Source organism: Paenibacillus sp. Marseille-Q4541 (genome assembly GCF_018310695.1).
In the GTDB taxonomy this organism is placed as follows: Bacteria; Bacillota; Bacilli; order Paenibacillales; family Paenibacillaceae; genus Paenibacillus.
In genome coordinates, this window is the sequence record NZ_JAGXCY010000002.1 from 111024 (window position 1) to 126522 (window position 15499).

The following is a 15499-nucleotide window of genomic DNA, read 5'->3' on the forward strand; positions in this document are numbered from 1 at the left end:
CTCCTTACTTCAGCAAATAATCCAAATTAGGTGGATTTACATCAGCAGACGGAATGATTGTTACCCGGCTTTGATCTTGCCCATTGCTATCTGCATTTAACAAGTCACACCAATCAAGCAAAGTCGGTTTCTCTAACAGATCTATAAAATTAATATCTTTCCCCTGTGCTCGCCACTGCTCTACCAAATTCATAATTCGAATGGAATCGAGCCCCAGCATCGTTACGTCTTCATCAACAGAAATCTCAGTTTCAGGCATATAAAGCAAATTCGCAATTACTGTTCGCAGGGACTCTGGTGTCACGATTGGGTGAACCTTCTCATCGTCTATTTCAGTCGTTGCAGTTGATTCAAAGTTCAGTTGTGCTACAATTTCTGCTGTTGTTAACGTATATGCGCACCGCTCAGAAGCATATTTCAAAGCTTGTAAATGATAATCTTTTGAAAAATCAGCTAGTGCATCTGCTACAAAAAAGGGCTGGATCTCCTGCATAAAAGCTTCTGCAGCCGTCAACATACAACCAATATGGGCGTAAATGCCGCAAATCATGATTTGATCTCTGCCTGTACTTCTAATGATGGACAGCAGATCGGTTTTTTGAAAAGCGCTGTACCTCCATTTGGTAAGTAACATGTCCTGTTCTGCCGGAGCAAGGGAAGGAATAATACGTTGTTCTTCGGGATCATCCCCAATGCCATTTCCCCAGAAATCCAGAAGCAGTCCTCTTTCTTCTTGTGTCTGGCCACCAGGCTGAGCCGTATAGATAACAGGAATAGAGAGCTGATGAGCAGTTTTGCGCAGCCAATGAATATGCTCGACTAATTCAGTAACAGGAGAATCTCCCTGATAGGCTTCAATGAAATATTGCTGCATATCATGAATAAGGAGTACCATTCTGGATGGATCTGCTTTCCAGTTCACTTTGTTCTCTGGTAAATCTGTACGTAAAGGCATAGTGTAGGAAGTAATCGTTGGAATTGCCATGTCAAATCATCCTTTCTGGGTAGATCATCTAATGGGTTGGTTGTTTCTTTCCAGATGGAGCTTGTCAGCAATTTGTGTGCGCAGCCCTTTTTTACTCACCTTCCCAACAGCTGTCATCGGAAAGGAAGAGACGAATTCGAATCGATCCGGAATCTTATAGGCAGCAAGCCCTCTTTTTTCTAAAAAACGGCGAAGTTCGCGTATTCCGGGTCGCTTTTGCTGTTCTTCTCTTACTATGATAAAGGCGCAGATTCTTTCTCCAAGGAAATCATCCGGCATGGATACCACCGCAACATCGTAAAGTTCTTTATGCGCTAGTAAGTGATTTTCTACTTCTTCTGCCGCTACTTTTTCTCCGCCGCGGTTAATCTGGTCCTTGGCACGTCCCGTAACGATTAGGTTGCCTTCTGGAGTCACACGTGCGAGATCTCCTGTTCGATAAAATCCGTCCGGTGTAAACGAGCGCCGATTATGTTCTTCCGCCTTGTAATAACCCCTAATTGTGTACGGTCCCCTAGTCAACAGATGCCCCGTCTCTCCAATCTCCACATCCTTGTCCTCTTCATCCACAATTCGAACTTCATCCGCAGGAGAGATAGGTCTGCCTTGGGTGCGAACAATCACGTGCTCGGGATCTCCTAACCTTGTGTAGTTGACTAGACCTTCAGCCATACCAAATACTTGCTGTAGAACACAATCAAATGCATTGTTCAGCTTGATGGCTGCTGCTTCCGAAAAAGCCGCACCTCCTACCTGAAGTACCTCAAGAGAAGACAAGTCCTCTTTACGAGACTTTTTCGCATCGATCCACACCATCGCAAGCGGCGGAACCAGTGCCGTAATGGTTACCTTTTCTTTCTCAATGAGCGCAAAAGCCTCCTCGGGGCTTCCCCCTTCAGCCATAACGACCGTTCCACCTGCATAAAGTGTGCCGAGAACCCCCGGCGAGCTGAGCGGAAAATTATGAGCAGCGGGTAGAACTGCCATGTAGACACTTTTTTCACTTAGACCGCATATTTCAGCACTTCCATGTAAGCTATAGATGTAATCATCATGTGTTCTCGGGATCAGCTTTGGTAATCCAGTACTTCCTCCGCTTAGCTGGAGAAACGCTACCTCTCCCGCCTGAGTCTCTGAGAATGTAACCGAGGCAGGGTCAGCATATAAGCTCCTAAGTGATTGAAATCCTAACGGTTCCCCTACCACGAAGACATGCTTGATGGTGGAAACCGCATGCTGTAACTCAGCAGCCATTTTGCGGTAATCGTATCCTCCATACATGTCTTGAATGATGTAGGCTTTTGCTACCACGTACTCACTAATATAGAAGATCTCACTTTGCCGGTGAGAAGGAAGAGCGAATACAGGTAAGGCGCCTATACGGAACAAGGCAAAAATAACGACTAGCAATTCTCCAATGTTGGGGAGCTGAACCACAATCCGATCTTCCTTTTGAATTCCTAAGTGAATTAGACCAGCTGCTAATTGCTCCACCTCTTGATGAAGATCCTCATATGTCCATCGCTTCTCACCGCTAATGATTGCCGCTTGTAACGGATACCTCTTTGCTCTCTCCGTCAGTAATTCACTAAAGGTAATCCCTTGCCAATAACCGAGATTTTTATATCGTGTTACTTCTTCCTCCGGCCACGGCATGCATCCTTCCATCATTATTGATCCCTCCTGCTCAGGGTCATCTCTTTTCTAGCTTCCTTTACACCGATGGCTTGTAAAAATGTGCCTAGCTTTGCTGCTGTCTCCGCTAGTTCATCTTCTGGCTTGGAACCTGCAACGATACCAGCACCCGCGTATAAACGCAGTTCATTCTCTTCAATCTCGGCACAGCGGATCGTTACGACCCACTCGCCATTGCCTTCCTCATCACACCATCCAATCATTCCGGTATAGTAATCTCTATCATACGTTTCTATCTTATCAATGGTCTGTTTAGCCTCCTTTGTCGGTGTTCCGCACACGGCAGGTGTCGGATGCATGGCCATCGCCAGTTCTAAAGATGTCGTCGTTGCTTCCTCCAGCACCCCCGTAATTTCAGTAGATAAATGCCACATCGTTTCCGTCGCAACAAGGGAAGGTTTCTGCGGAACATGAAGATGTTTGCAATAAGGACGAAGGGCAGCAGAAATATTCGATATGACCAGAGCATGCTCATGAAGATCTTTAGTAGAAATGAGAAGATTTTCAGCACGTTTCTGGTCCTCTATCGGGTCATCACTTCTTGGAATGGAACCAGCAAGCGGGTTGGCAGTAACTTCTATTCCAGTACGCCGAATAAGAAGTTCAGGACTTGCCCCCAGCAGTGTTACATTTGTCTGTGTTTGTAAATCTAAAGAAGTCACCGAAAGCGGAACACTAAACGTGTATCCCTGTGGATTCAGTCGAAGTAGTGCGGACAATATCGGCTTTATCTGTACCTTTTCGCTCGAAGTAACATGAAGTTTTCTCGACAGCACTACCTTTTCCAAATCACCTCTTTCAATGAGGCGAACCGCCTCGCTTACATCAGCCTTGTACTGCTCTTCATTTGGCACGGATGTCATTACTATTTTACTTGTGTCCAGTCCACTTTTCGTTTCATTAGGAATCTCTTCTTTACAGAGAGAGGATGTAATATGGACATTTTCACATTCATAGAGCCGGGCCTGAACATTCATATCAAAAGGAATAGCTCCCACAATCCGTCCATTCCGCTTTTTTTCACGTATCAGGGATAGAATCTCGTCTCTCTGGGTTACTCCCTCAAGTCCCTCGATTAGAGATAAAGTTCCTTCGGTAAGCATGGTATATTTCGGAGTTGCAAAAAAGAAAGACCCGGACGGTTTATAGTGCTGCAGTATTTTCCCAGCTTCTTGGTTTCTCGTTAGATGCATATCTGTACCCATGTACTTTCCTCCCTTATTTCTTGATTTGAACTACGAACTACCGCTATACACCGAGCGTTGCTCCGCCATCTACACGCAGATCACACATTGTAATTTGTTTTGCTCGATCCGATACTAGGAACGAAACTGCTTGTGCAACATCTTCTGCTTCACCCAGTTTGCCGAGCGGGATTCCAAGACGATAACTCTCTAATGACCCTGACAGGATGGAGTCTACCGTCAGATCCTCAGTCCACATGTGACGCTGCATTGCAGTATCCGTAGATCCTGGTGAAACCACATTGCACCGAATGCCATGCTGGGCAAGCTCCAAACCTAAACATTTGGTGAAATGCACTGCCGCAGCTTTGGAAGCAGCGTACGCAGACATGTTCATACGAGGCATCGCTGCCGCATTAGAACCGACCGTAATAATAACTCCCGATTTACGAGGGATCATAAGCCGGGCCACTGCTCTGCTCACATAAAAAACACCGTGTGTATTTACATCAAACACTCGTTTCCAATCTTCATCGCTGAAAAAAGCAACCGGACCTGTTTCAAGCACACCGGCCACGTTCACCAGAATATCAGGAGCTGATAACTCTGCTTGAATTTGGTCGAGTACATGATCTACAGAACTGCTTTTACTTACATCTGCAGGAAAAGCCGAAACGAGTAATCCTTCATTTTGAAATGCTTTCGCTGTGGAATAAAGTAAACGAGCGTTCTGATCTACCATGGCCACCTTGATATGTTGATTGGCGAGTTCTTTAGCCACTGCTTTCCCGATGCCTTGGGCAGCACCAGTGACGATAGCCACCTGTCCTTCCCCACTGGAAGAGCCCATATTTATTCCACCTCTTTATATTGAGAATAATTATCATCTTATTGATAACGTTTCTCATTATAGAGAATGCAATACCCATTGACCATGGATATTATCCGGTATTTTCCAACAAAAAAAGACATGCCCTTATGAAATAAAGGAATGTCTTTTCTAATACGTTAACTTTACGCTTCATTATTCGTCATAAAATAGCTCGCTCAGCATGCTCTCCTTATGGTTCATAAACTGTTTCATAATGACATAATGATCTGTTTCTTCTAGCGTAACCGTTTCAATTCCATGATCATTTAATTGATAGATAACACTGTCTGGATAAGCCATAAGAATAGGTGAATGTGTAGAAATAATGAGCTGACTGTTACGTTTTACAAGCTCATGAATACGAGCAAGCATGGACATTTGCCGGATTGGAGACAATGCGGCTTCAGGTTCGTCCAGAATATAAAGACCATACCCGCCAAATCGATTCAGAAAAGCAGAGAAAAACGATTCCCCATGGGACTGCTCATGCAACGACTTTCCACCATACGAATTTTTGAGCGGAGGATTATAGGGATTCTGCTCTTCATCAAGGATATCTATGTAAGATGCTACATTATAGTAACTTTCGGCTCGAAAGAAAAAGCCATCTCTCGGCTTAGCTCCACCTCTAACGAGTCTGATATGTTCATGAAGGATCGAATGTGTTTCCCTTGTAGCAAACTGAAAATTACGCGTTCCTCCTTCCGGATTAAATCCAGAAGCAATCGCGATAGCCTCCAGCAAGGTTGACTTTCCCATTCCATTCTCCCCTACAATATAAGTGACTTTGGGATGGAATTTCAAAGATTGTAGGTTACGAATAGCCGGGATGTTAAATGGATAGGTTTGACTAAACCGGTGATCTGCAACCGATACCTTGAGTTCTCTCAAAAAAGGACTACTTAGTAAATCATTCATATTGGTCTGCCCTCCTCCATTTTAGGGGGTAATACTTATCAACCGTATTATAACGATTTTCTGGAAAAGAAAGAAACCGCCATCGATTTAAGTAGCACTCTCTATAAAAAGAATGGTCTTCGATCGAAGTTAGTGCGAACAGCTGTCCCGATCTGGACTATAAAGAGTCATTGATCGGGTTAGCCTTGCTCCACCCAAACCGATACAGAACCTCCATTTACTTTGAAATTTCCATAACCCGAAGAATTGATGACTACTTTGTCTGTCCGGTTCCCTGTTACATCTATCCAAGTTTCACCCGCATTTTGGGTACCCACAAACATATCTTTATTACCACCTGGTCCATCTGTAATCAGTGTTGCAAGACCAGATTTTGACTTGCTTGCTAAGCCTTCACGGGTCCAGCCAATAATGTCCTGATGGTTAATGTAATCATGTTGAGTACCAAATGCATAATTTTTTCTCGCTTGTAGTAAAGGGTCAAGCTTGTCTTTCAAAGAATTAATATTATGATTAGGAATCCCGTAGTAATCACCGTAAAATACAGATGGGTAACCTTCTTCACGAGTCAATATATAAGCATAGGCCAAAGGTTTAAACCATTCATTAACCCAAGAAGTGAGGGATTGCCCTGGCTGGGTATCATGATTGTCTACAAAAGTAACCGCATGTACCGGATCCGCACCGACGAGTGTGTTTTGAGCTATTGTACGCATGTCAAAATTACCATTACTGTTTGATGCGGATTGGAACTTGTAATGTAGAGGTACATCAAAGAGAGAAACGGTTCCACCTACTTTATTCAAATAATTTTGTAGTTTGCCAAGATCTCCGCTCCAAAATTCACCTACAGTAAACATTTCTTTGCCTGTTTTCGTACGCACATTCTGTACAAAGTCTTTCATGAAACTGTATTTGATATGTTTTACTGCATCCAGACGAAAACCATCTAGCTGTAAAGTATTAGCGTACCACTCTCCCCAATTCTTAATCTCATTCACCACATCAGGATGATCAAAATCCAGATCTTCCCCCATCAAGTAATCATAGTTACCGTTTTCCGTATCTACTTCCCAGTCCCAATTCTTACCTGACATTTTGTAGACGGCTTCTTTCTTGTTGCTTTCATTCCAGCTTGTACCGTCAAAATGCTGCCATCTCCACTTGAAACTGGAATACATATTGTTACGACCTGGAAAGTCATATTTCGTCCATGCCTGAATATTGTACGTCCCTGACGTTTCTCGATTACGGTCATTCCCTGCAACCTCTACTGCATTACCAAACTCTGTACCATCACCGCCCATACGATGATTAACGACGACATCTCCATATACCTGGATTTGATTAGCATGCAACTGTGTAATCGCTTGCTGAAGTTCAGCTTTTGTGCCGTATTTGGTACGCACAGCTCCCTTCTGATTAAACTCGCCGAGATCGTATAGATCGTAAACCCCATATCCAACATCGTTTACACCTGCTTGTCCTTTGTAAGCCGGAGGAAGCCATACAGCAGTAATCCCCATGTTTTTGAGATTAGATGCATCCGCTTTCAATTTGTTCCAGTGCTGTCCTGTATTCGGTAAATACCACTCAAAATATTGCATCATCGTTCCGTTAAAGGGTTCTGCAGCAGCACTAGCTTTTATCTCAGCAGCTTCAGTGGTTGGGGTTTCAATGAGGGGAGCTAAATAGAAGCAGGTAAGCAAGAGTGCGAAAGAAGTAAACACAGAAACTAGCTTTTTGGCATGTTGGAACAAGATAAAACCTCCTATAATTTGATAAAATCCGAGGTGCAAACGTTTGTGCAAAGTACAAAATAAAAAATCGCTTGCTTCTTGCCAAAATCAGAGTGCAAACGTTTGTTTTTTAGAATAAGTTACCTCCTTTTTATTCATTTAACAGATCCGTCTCAATGTAAGCATTTACAAATAAATATGTACTCATAGAAAAATCTGTCCGAATGGATTCTATCACAACATTTCTGGAGGATACAATACCCTATTTCTAATATTTTCAAGTTGTATTTGTAGGTTAACTACAATGGAGCTTGAATGATGCTAAGCGGATAAAATTTTTCATCAGCTATGTTTTGTCCGATTTGTTTCAACACCGCTCCATTCCGTAGCATTTGGATATCCATCCTTAGAAAATCACTTAGATTGATCCAGTAGCTAGCTGTCACGATGCCTTTCTCAAGCTGAAGAGAACCGCCTGTAATCTCCCCCATAAAATGAAACATAATCACTTGATCGTTCGTATGACTCGTAAAATTATATACTCCCGTAAAAGAAGTAAGACTGACATCAAGACCCGTCTCTTCTTTAACTTCACGCTTCGCTGCATCAAGAATATTTTCTCCTTGCTCGAGTCTCCCAGATGGAAAATTCCACAATCCTTCAGCATATGGTTTTTTCTCTTCGATAATTAGTAATCTTCCATTACTGACGATAGAAACACTAGCGACCAAAACGATTGGACCCTTAGACATTCTTATCTACTCCTTATATTATCTTTTCCTATCTCATATGTATCGTCACTTGTATAAATTATCCTTCTTTCTGATAGCCAAAAATTTGAATAAAAAATAGATTGAATTTGATAATGATAATTGTTATCATTCATATTGTACTATTACATAGAGAATTATAGGGGGAACCACAATGTTAAACCGTAAGAAGAAGTTTATTACACTCCTGGCGAGTCTACTCGTCGTATCCGCATTTTTATCTGCCTGCGGAAATAGCAATGATGCTTCAAATAATACAACACCGAATACAAATTCAAATACGGAAGCACCCGCAACTGACGGTGCTGAAAATACAGCGCAAGACCGTACGTTAACCGATGCAATGGGGCATGAAGTCGTCGTTCCAGCCAATCCACAACGAATTATTGCTTCTTATCTTGAAGATAACCTCGTTGCTCTTGGAGTAAAACCAGCGGCACAATGGTCTGTTGCGAACGGAATTCAAGAATATTTGCAAACCGAACTAAAAGACATCCCAACTATACCGTATGATCTTCCTTTTGAACAAGTTGCTAGTTTTGAACCAGATCTGATTATTATGGACAATGCTGAAATGGTTGCTGGAGATAAATACGAACAATACTCCAAAATTGCCCCTACTTATGTCGTTGGTGGCGAACAAAACAATGACTGGAGAGAAGAACTTCTGAAGATCGGTGAGGTTCTTGGTAAAGAGACCGAAGCTCAAAAAGCACTTGATGATTACGATGCAAAAGCTGCAGATGCCAAAGAAAAGCTAAAAGCTGCTGTACCGGGTGAATCCGCAGCTGCCATCTGGCTCGTGCAGAAACAATTCTTCATGGTGAGCCAAGACCTATCCAGTGGAACTGTAATGTACAACGATTTGGGACTTGCCGTACCTGAGGTAGTGAAAGAAATTTCTGCTACAGGAACAGGAAACTGGCTTCCTATATCCCTTGAAAAACTAGCTGAGCTTGATGCTGACCATCTCTTCCTCATCAATAGTGATAAGGACTCCGGAAGTGAAGCATTAGATGATGCTCTATGGAAGAACATCCCTGCAGTGAAGAACGGCAATGTGTATGAGTATAGTAAAGACAGCAGCTGGCTGTACACTGGATCTATTGCTAACTCCCAAATGATTGATAACGTACTCGAAAGCCTTGTAAAGTAAAATAGAACAACTAATTAAATTGAATTAAATTTGTAAAATCAAATAAAAAAAGGCGACTTTTCATTCAGAATCGAATGGGGAATCGCCTTTTTTTGATATAGTGTTTATTTTGTTTATTGAAACAAAACGATTTTTGCGAATTTTCTATTGCACTACTTTAACTTCCTTCTTCCTCCAGCTTCTACCGAACACTTGCGGATAAGCGATCCCAAATAAAATAATCACAATTCCAATCCACTGGATGAAATATACTTGCTCCTGCAGTACCCAGACGGAAGCAATTACGGCAACGGGAAGTTCTCCTGCTCCTAGAATGGTAGCAAGGCCAGTACTTATTTTCGGTGCGCCAAGTGCAAACAGTAATACAGGTAGGACAACACCAAAGATGCCTAAAATCAGACCAAATATCCATAGCCCGTCCCCAAATGATACTTCGAACACCACTTTTGGTGTCAATATCGTGAGAAGTAGTAACAAACTTCCTGTCGATGTGTAGAAACTTCTCGTAATGGGAGACATCTGCGTCTCTACTCTGCCACTAAAGAATACAAACAACGCCATCATCACAGCGGCTGCTAAACCAAGTAGCGTACCCTTCAGATTTAATTGAAGTTCCTCAGCACCAATAATTCCTCCAGCCATGATGGTTCCTATAAATAATAGAATGACAGACACCATCGTCGCGGTTGATGGCCGCTTTTTCGTCACTATAGCCTCAATGACAACACCGATCCATGTAAATTGAAATAATAGCACCACCGCGATTGACGCAGGAATACTTTGCAATGACAGGTAATAAGCGACCCCTGTCAGACAGGTACAAGCACCGACACCAGCAAGACGGATAAATTGTTTGAAATTCACTTTCTGCCTGGCAAATAAAAGCATCAGAATAAGAAGCAGAATCCATCCGCTCCCAAATTGTCCAAGCGTCAATTGTTGAAACGTAAATCCTTTTTCATATCCCAATTTCACAATCGTGGACAAGATTCCAAAGGAACATGCCCCTAAAAATACGTACATCGAATTTTTCATCAGTTGAAACAATGAATTACCTACCCCCACAAAAAACCCCCGCCTCTATTGTTTTAGGAACCAGAAAACAATAAAAGTGGGGTTTGAATTTTTCATAATATAAAATTTATTAATAATTGTAAGGGAAATTGTTAAAAAAGTAAACTACTGAATGAAAGATAACGCTGTTAATTCACTTCCACACTCGCCTGTTGATTTTGCTTAAAATGTCCTATTTCTGGACGACTCAATCCCAAATGCTCTCTCAGGGTAGTACCTGTATACTCTTCTCTAAATAATCCGCGTTTCTGAAGTACCGGAATGACCAGATTAACAAAATCATCAAGATCCCCTGGAAGAACCGGTGGCATGATATTAAAGCCGTCACATGCTCTTGCTTCAAACCACTCTTCCATTAGGTCTGCAAGTTGTTCGGGTGTACCTACAAACTGCATATGACCACGCGTACTAAGTATTTTTCGGCCTAATTCAAGGATAGATAGCTGCTCCTGATAAGCCATATCCATGAATAACATCACTCTGCTCTTCATTCCATTGGATGCAGCCACAGGATCTGGTATATCATTTGGCAACGGCCCATCTACAGGGTACCCACTCAAATCATAGTTCAAAAACCCAGACAAGACCATCACTGCCGTTGCAGGAGGGATTAGATCTTGAAGCTCTTTATATTTTTGCTGTGCTTCCTCTTCCGTAACGCCAATAATGGGTGAAAGTCCTGGCATAATCTTCAGCGATCCTTTTTGCCGTCCGCTAAATTCCAATTTCTCATTCACTTCTTCATAGAAGTGCTGTGCTGCCTGAATCGACTGCTGTGCGGTAAAGATGACTTCTCCGTACTGTGCAGCAAAATGCTGCCCTGGCTCGGACGAACCTGCCTGAATAAGTACCGGATATCCTTGAGGAGGACGAGGTACATTCAGCGGACCTTTTGTCGCATAGAACTGCCCATTAAAATCAGCTGGTTTAACTTTTGATCCATCAGCGAATCTTCCATTTTCTCGGTCCAATACAAGGGCCCCGTCTTCCCAAGTGTCCCATAGTGTAGTGACCGCATCAACAAATTCGCTTGCCATCTGATAGCGCAGTCCATGCTCCGGGTGTTCGGGTTTACCATAATTATGAGCTTCAATGTCCAGCTGGGAGGTTACAATATTCCAACCTGCTCTCCCCCCGCTAATAAAATCAAGAGATGCAAATTTACGGGCAACATTAAAGGGTTCATTATAGGTCGTCGATACTGTCCCTGTAAGTCCGATTCGATCCGTTACCATAGATAACGCAGATAGCAAAGTAAGTGGATCAAGCATACCTGAAGCAGCATACTCTACTTGTTGTACATACAATAAGTCGGCAAAAAAGATCATATCAAACTTACCTTGCTCAGCCGTCTGAGCGAGTTTTTTATACAGCTCGACATCAAACATTTGCTCTACCCCAGAATCAGGATGTCTCCACCCTGCATGATGATGACCTGAATAATAAATAAAAGCACCCAAATGCATTTGTTCCTCTCTTTTTCCCATGCCGAAACAACCCTTCTACTATTAATTTGAGTTCATCCTTTATATGTTTCTCTCCAGCGAAGCATTCTTGACTCCATGATCCGAACAATAGAATCTGAAAGCTTACCGATCACAGCGAAAATGATAATGCCTACAAAAACAATATCGGTTTGCGAATAAGCTCTTGCATCTTGAATCATATAGCCGATCCCGCTGCTTGTTCCCATCATCTCCGCAACAACAAGCACCAACCAGGAAACTCCCAGTGCTAGACGAATTCCAAGCAGAATATTAGGTAGCGCTGCGGGTAGAATCAGTCTTAGTAGTAATTGAAGTTTAGTAAATTGAAAAATGCTGGACACTTCATACAGCTTCACATCTACACTCCGAATCCCTAGAAACGTATTCACATACACGGGGAAGAATGCTCCGAGAGCAATCATTAGAATTTTGGAAAACTCACCGATTCCAAACCACAGAATAAATAACGGAATGAGTGATAAAAGTGGAATCGTCCGTAGCATTTGGAGCGTCGGGTCAAGTGTCCGTTCGGCTATTTTTCCGAGACCCGTAAATAATCCTAGGAATAATCCCGTTAACCCGCCAAGCACAAAACCGGATAAGGCACGAATCATACTACTTTCAAAATGCCCCCATAGCGTACCGCTCACTAGTAACTTAATGAACTGCTCCACAATCGCGATCGGAGTCGGCAATAAATTGGGAGCAATCAGATGCAGACTTCCCGCTGCCTGCCAAAAGATAAGAAGCAAAGTAGGAAGAATCCAAGCATGAAGTGGGTCAGGAATCATTTGAAGCCAGTCCCTAGAGACCGCCTGCTTTTCCCTCATGGAACTGATTTTCACTACCTTCCACCTCCCTTATAACTGTCCTGCCATGTAAGCATTCGGCGTTCCAACCATTTGATCAATGAATCGGAAAGTTTACCTACTAGTGCAAACACAAGAATACCTACGAATACAACAGACGTTAATGAAAAAGAGCGAGCATCATTGATGATGTAGCCTATACCTGAGCTTGAACCCATCAATTCCGCGACGACAAGCCCAAGCCATGCCACTCCAATCGATAGTCTTATACCAAGAAAAATATTAGGAAGAGCAGCTGGCACAATCAGCTTCCAAATCAGGTCCCATTTGCTAAACTCCAGGACACGGGCTACATCAAACCACTTGTTATCAACAGAACGAATACCAAGAAATGTGTTTACGTATAGTGGAAAAAATGAGCCTTTTGCAATCAGTAAAATTTTCGATGTTTCACCAAAACCAAACCATAAAATAAATAGAGGAGCAATCGCTAAATGCGGTAAGGTTCGAAGCATTTGAAGGGAAGGATCGACAAGCCGCTCTGCTCGGTAAGAGAAACCAACCCACAGTCCTGTGGCAAGTCCAAGCCCTCCTCCGAGAATAAATCCAAGAAATGCTCTTCCAGCGGATATGCCGAGGTTGGAAGCTAATTCACCGGAAGTCGTCATATTTACAAGCTCATTCCATATGACACTTGGTGTAGGGAGCAGCACGGGATTAAGCCACCCGAACGTTCCCGCTAACTGCCACACCACAATGATGATGAAAGGAACAGACCAACCCAGTAAAATATTGGTCCATCTTATTTTCCAGTAAGGATCCTTCTGCTGAAGCGATGCACGAGGGCCTTTCCGTTTCTTTGATAATTTCCTTACACTTTCCTGAAGCATGGAATACGCCCCCTTTCTAAAGAAATCTTATCTTTACGGTTGAAGTGCTGCTTCAATGTACTGATTATCAAACACGTTCTTTACATCAATCTTTTTGCGTATCGTTTTTTGTTCAAATTGAAAATCTGCTGTCTTCTGCTGCTCTTCTATAATCTCCGGGCTTACGGGAATGTTGAGCTGTCTCGATCGCTCGAACGTACCTTTAATGACATCTACTGGAATGCCCCTTTCATCTGCATATCTTTGAAGTGCGTCCTGTTCATTGTCTTTCTCCCACGCAAGCGCATCATTCAGCACTTTTAGATAGAGAGTTACCAGCTCAGGATGGTCGTCAGCAAAATCTTTGCGAACGATATTAAAGGAAGGAGATAATATCCCCAGCTTTTCCCCGTCTGTTAGAACTTTCGCTTTTCCAGTTAGTGTATTGAGTGTGATATATGGGTCCCATGTTGCCCAAGCATCAATGCTCCCGGATTCAAATGCGGGCTGTGTCTCATCGGGTTGAAGCTGAATCACTTCCAAATCAGAAACGGATATTCCTTCTGCTGCTAGCCCTCGGTACAAAAAGTTAAATGCATTACTTCCTTTGGTTACAGCGATTTTCTTCCCTTTTAGATCACTAAGTGTCTTAGCAGAGCTATTTGCTGGTACAATAATGGCAACATTATTTTTGCCTTCTAAGCTTTGTGAAATCACTTTAAAGGAGATGTCTGCTGCTTGTGCAGCAATGATCGGCATATTTCCAAGTCCTGCGAAATCAAGTCGATTAGAAGCCATCGCCTCTGTCATCGGTGGTCCGCTTTGAAATTCTGCCCACTCTACTTTGACCCCATGTTTGGCAAATTCTTTTTCGAACCACTGTTCTTCACGTGCCTTTCCAAACAGCCCACCGCTGCCTTGTACTCCAATTCGAACCGTTATACCTTCAGCTCCATTTTCCCCACTAGGATGTTTAGTGCTTTGATTCGCGCAACCGGCACTTATTAAAGCAATTAACAATAATACTGTCCAAACCTGGAACGTTTTCTTTTTCAACATAAATCATTCTCCCCTTGATCAATTAATGACGTTCACCATTCATCGATTTAAATACCTGCACCTGTATCAATCTCGGGTTCTTCCACCTTTTCAAATTCACGAAGTACCTTTGCTCTAAGTTCTTGAAAGGAAGATCCTGTTCTCTTGCGTGGAAAAGGTAAATCAATGGGCTGGATCGTCCGAATCTGTCCCGGCCTCGGATTCATAATGACAACTCGTTCTCCTAGAAATACTGCTTCATCAAGGTCATGTGTAACAAATACCATCGTTGTCCGGTTTCTCTGCCAAATATCTAAAAGTACCTCTTGCATGTGAGACCTTGTAAAGGCATCCAGTGCACCAAACGGTTCATCCAGTAAAAGAACATCCGGCTCACGTAGCAATGCACGTGCGATGGCAACACGCTGAGCCATTCCTCCTGACAACTCTCTAGGGTAAGATTGTTCGAATCCTTCTAATCGAACAAGTTCAATAAGTTCTGACACCTTGCGGCGAATTTCTGGTTTTTTCAGCGATAAATTACCGGCAATATTTTTCTCGACACTTAGCCACGGAAACAGCCTTGGTTCCTGAAAAATAAATCCTTTTTGAATACTGGGTCCAACAATTGGCTCTTCGTTTAGCAAAACTTTTCCTTCATAAGAAGTGTCCAGCCCCGCAATAATTTTGAGTAACGTACTCTTCCCGCATCCACTTGGACCAATCATCGTTAGAAATTCTCCTTTGCGAACCTGCAAATCAATCTGATGGAGTGCGATCACATCCCCTGCAGGTGCTCGAAAGATTTTATTTAATTGTTCTATCCTGAGCGTATTTGACGTCATAGGAAATACCTCCTGAGTCGCTTTTATTAATTAAACTTACCTGTTTAGTAGGAAAAAGG

Annotated in this window: 14 protein-coding genes; 1 reads left to right on the top strand and 13 read right to left on the bottom strand. The window is 42.7% G+C overall.

The features are described 5' to 3' along the window. Positions 1-4 precede the first annotated feature (4 nt). The 7 genes from KFT32_RS03195 to KFT32_RS03225 form a co-directional block, all read right to left on the bottom strand. Positions 5-985, bottom strand: a complete 981-nt coding sequence (locus KFT32_RS03195; RefSeq protein WP_211745683.1) for an isochorismatase family protein — start codon at positions 983-985, stop codon at positions 5-7. A gap of 24 nt (positions 986-1009) precedes the next feature. After that, positions 1010-2656, bottom strand: a complete 1647-nt coding sequence (locus tag KFT32_RS03200) for a (2,3-dihydroxybenzoyl)adenylate synthase (protein ID WP_211745684.1) — start codon at positions 2654-2656, stop codon at positions 1010-1012. Then, on the bottom strand, positions 2656-3885 hold the full coding sequence (gene dhbC / locus KFT32_RS03205; RefSeq protein ID WP_249435633.1) for an isochorismate synthase DhbC: 1230 nt from the start codon (positions 3883-3885) through the stop codon (positions 2656-2658). Before dhbC ends, KFT32_RS03200 begins: the two co-directional genes overlap by 1 nt. A 43-nt stretch (positions 3886-3928) precedes the next feature. Then, positions 3929-4714 (bottom strand): 2,3-dihydro-2,3-dihydroxybenzoate dehydrogenase, encoded by a 786-nt coding sequence (locus tag KFT32_RS03210; protein ID WP_211745685.1) that lies wholly within the window; start codon positions 4712-4714, stop codon positions 3929-3931. 174 nt (positions 4715-4888) lie between these two features. Further along, positions 4889-5653: an AAA family ATPase gene (locus tag KFT32_RS03215; protein WP_211745686.1), complete on the bottom strand. Its 765-nt coding sequence runs from the start codon at positions 5651-5653 to the stop codon at positions 4889-4891. Positions 5654-5832: 179 nt separating this feature from the next. Then, the gene (gene amyS, locus KFT32_RS03220; protein ID WP_349304857.1) at positions 5833-7332 is read right to left on the bottom strand and encodes an alpha-amylase; all 1500 of its coding nucleotides are present in this window, start codon (positions 7330-7332) and stop codon (positions 5833-5835) included. Between the two features lie 359 nt (positions 7333-7691). Continuing rightward, positions 7692-8144 carry an NUDIX hydrolase gene (locus KFT32_RS03225; RefSeq protein WP_211745687.1) on the bottom strand — a complete coding sequence of 151 codons (453 nt, stop codon included), beginning with the start codon at positions 8142-8144 and terminating at the stop codon, positions 7692-7694. A gap of 172 nt (positions 8145-8316) precedes the next feature. Between KFT32_RS03225 and KFT32_RS03230 the strand changes: the two genes are divergently transcribed. Continuing rightward, positions 8317-9318, top strand: a complete 1002-nt coding sequence (locus tag KFT32_RS03230) for an ABC transporter substrate-binding protein (RefSeq protein ID WP_211745688.1) — start codon at positions 8317-8319, stop codon at positions 9316-9318. Positions 9319-9462: 144 nt separating this feature from the next. Here the strand turns inward: KFT32_RS03230 and KFT32_RS03235 are convergent, their stop codons facing one another. The 6 genes from KFT32_RS03235 to KFT32_RS03260 all read right to left on the bottom strand — a co-directional run bounded on the left by KFT32_RS03235 (position 9463) and on the right by KFT32_RS03260 (position 15440). Next, positions 9463-10383 (bottom strand): EamA family transporter, encoded by a 921-nt coding sequence (locus KFT32_RS03235; RefSeq protein WP_349304848.1) that lies wholly within the window; start codon positions 10381-10383, stop codon positions 9463-9465. A 137-nt stretch (positions 10384-10520) separates the two neighbouring features. After that, positions 10521-11879 (bottom strand): LLM class flavin-dependent oxidoreductase, encoded by a 1359-nt coding sequence (locus tag KFT32_RS03240; RefSeq protein ID WP_211745689.1) that lies wholly within the window; start codon positions 11877-11879, stop codon positions 10521-10523. Positions 11880-11911: 32 nt separating this feature from the next. Next, the gene (locus tag KFT32_RS03245) at positions 11912-12709 is read right to left on the bottom strand and encodes an ABC transporter permease (RefSeq protein ID WP_211746004.1); all 798 of its coding nucleotides are present in this window, start codon (positions 12707-12709) and stop codon (positions 11912-11914) included. Between the two features lie 14 nt (positions 12710-12723). Then, entirely contained in the window at positions 12724-13578 is an 855-nt protein-coding gene (locus KFT32_RS03250; RefSeq protein WP_211745690.1) for an ABC transporter permease, read from the bottom strand. 33 nt (positions 13579-13611) lie between these two features. Further along, the gene (locus KFT32_RS03255) at positions 13612-14616 is read right to left on the bottom strand and encodes an aliphatic sulfonate ABC transporter substrate-binding protein (RefSeq protein ID WP_211745691.1); all 1005 of its coding nucleotides are present in this window, start codon (positions 14614-14616) and stop codon (positions 13612-13614) included. 47 nt (positions 14617-14663) lie between these two features. Then, positions 14664-15440: an ABC transporter ATP-binding protein gene (locus KFT32_RS03260; protein ID WP_211745692.1), complete on the bottom strand. Its 777-nt coding sequence runs from the start codon at positions 15438-15440 to the stop codon at positions 14664-14666. Between the last annotated feature and the right edge of the window lie 59 nt (positions 15441-15499).

What these genes read in the sequence shown, in the direction of transcription:
- KFT32_RS03245 (WP_211746004.1), bottom strand. Translation starts at nt 12,709, where the DNA reads ATGAGGGAAAAGCAGGCGGTCTCTAGGGACTGGCTTCAAATGATTCCT.
- dhbC (WP_249435633.1), bottom strand. Translation starts at nt 3,885, where the DNA reads ATGGGTACAGATATGCATCTAACGAGAAACCAAGAAGCTGGGAAAATA.
- KFT32_RS03200 (WP_211745684.1), bottom strand. Translation starts at nt 2,656, where the DNA reads ATGATGGAAGGATGCATGCCGTGGCCGGAGGAAGAAGTAACACGATAT.
- KFT32_RS03240 (WP_211745689.1), bottom strand. Translation starts at nt 11,879, where the DNA reads ATGGGAAAAAGAGAGGAACAAATGCATTTGGGTGCTTTTATTTATTAT.
- KFT32_RS03260 (WP_211745692.1), bottom strand. Translation starts at nt 15,440, where the DNA reads ATGACGTCAAATACGCTCAGGATAGAACAATTAAATAAAATCTTTCGA.
- KFT32_RS03250 (WP_211745690.1), bottom strand. Translation starts at nt 13,578, where the DNA reads ATGCTTCAGGAAAGTGTAAGGAAATTATCAAAGAAACGGAAAGGCCCT.
- KFT32_RS03210 (WP_211745685.1), bottom strand. Translation starts at nt 4,714, where the DNA reads ATGGGCTCTTCCAGTGGGGAAGGACAGGTGGCTATCGTCACTGGTGCT.
- KFT32_RS03195 (WP_211745683.1), bottom strand. Translation starts at nt 985, where the DNA reads ATGGCAATTCCAACGATTACTTCCTACACTATGCCTTTACGTACAGAT.
- KFT32_RS03230 (WP_211745688.1), top strand. Translation starts at nt 8,317, where the DNA reads ATGTTAAACCGTAAGAAGAAGTTTATTACACTCCTGGCGAGTCTACTC.
- KFT32_RS03215 (WP_211745686.1), bottom strand. Translation starts at nt 5,653, where the DNA reads ATGAATGATTTACTAAGTAGTCCTTTTTTGAGAGAACTCAAGGTATCG.
- KFT32_RS03225 (WP_211745687.1), bottom strand. Translation starts at nt 8,144, where the DNA reads ATGTCTAAGGGTCCAATCGTTTTGGTCGCTAGTGTTTCTATCGTCAGT.
- KFT32_RS03255 (WP_211745691.1), bottom strand. Translation starts at nt 14,616, where the DNA reads ATGTTGAAAAAGAAAACGTTCCAGGTTTGGACAGTATTATTGTTAATT.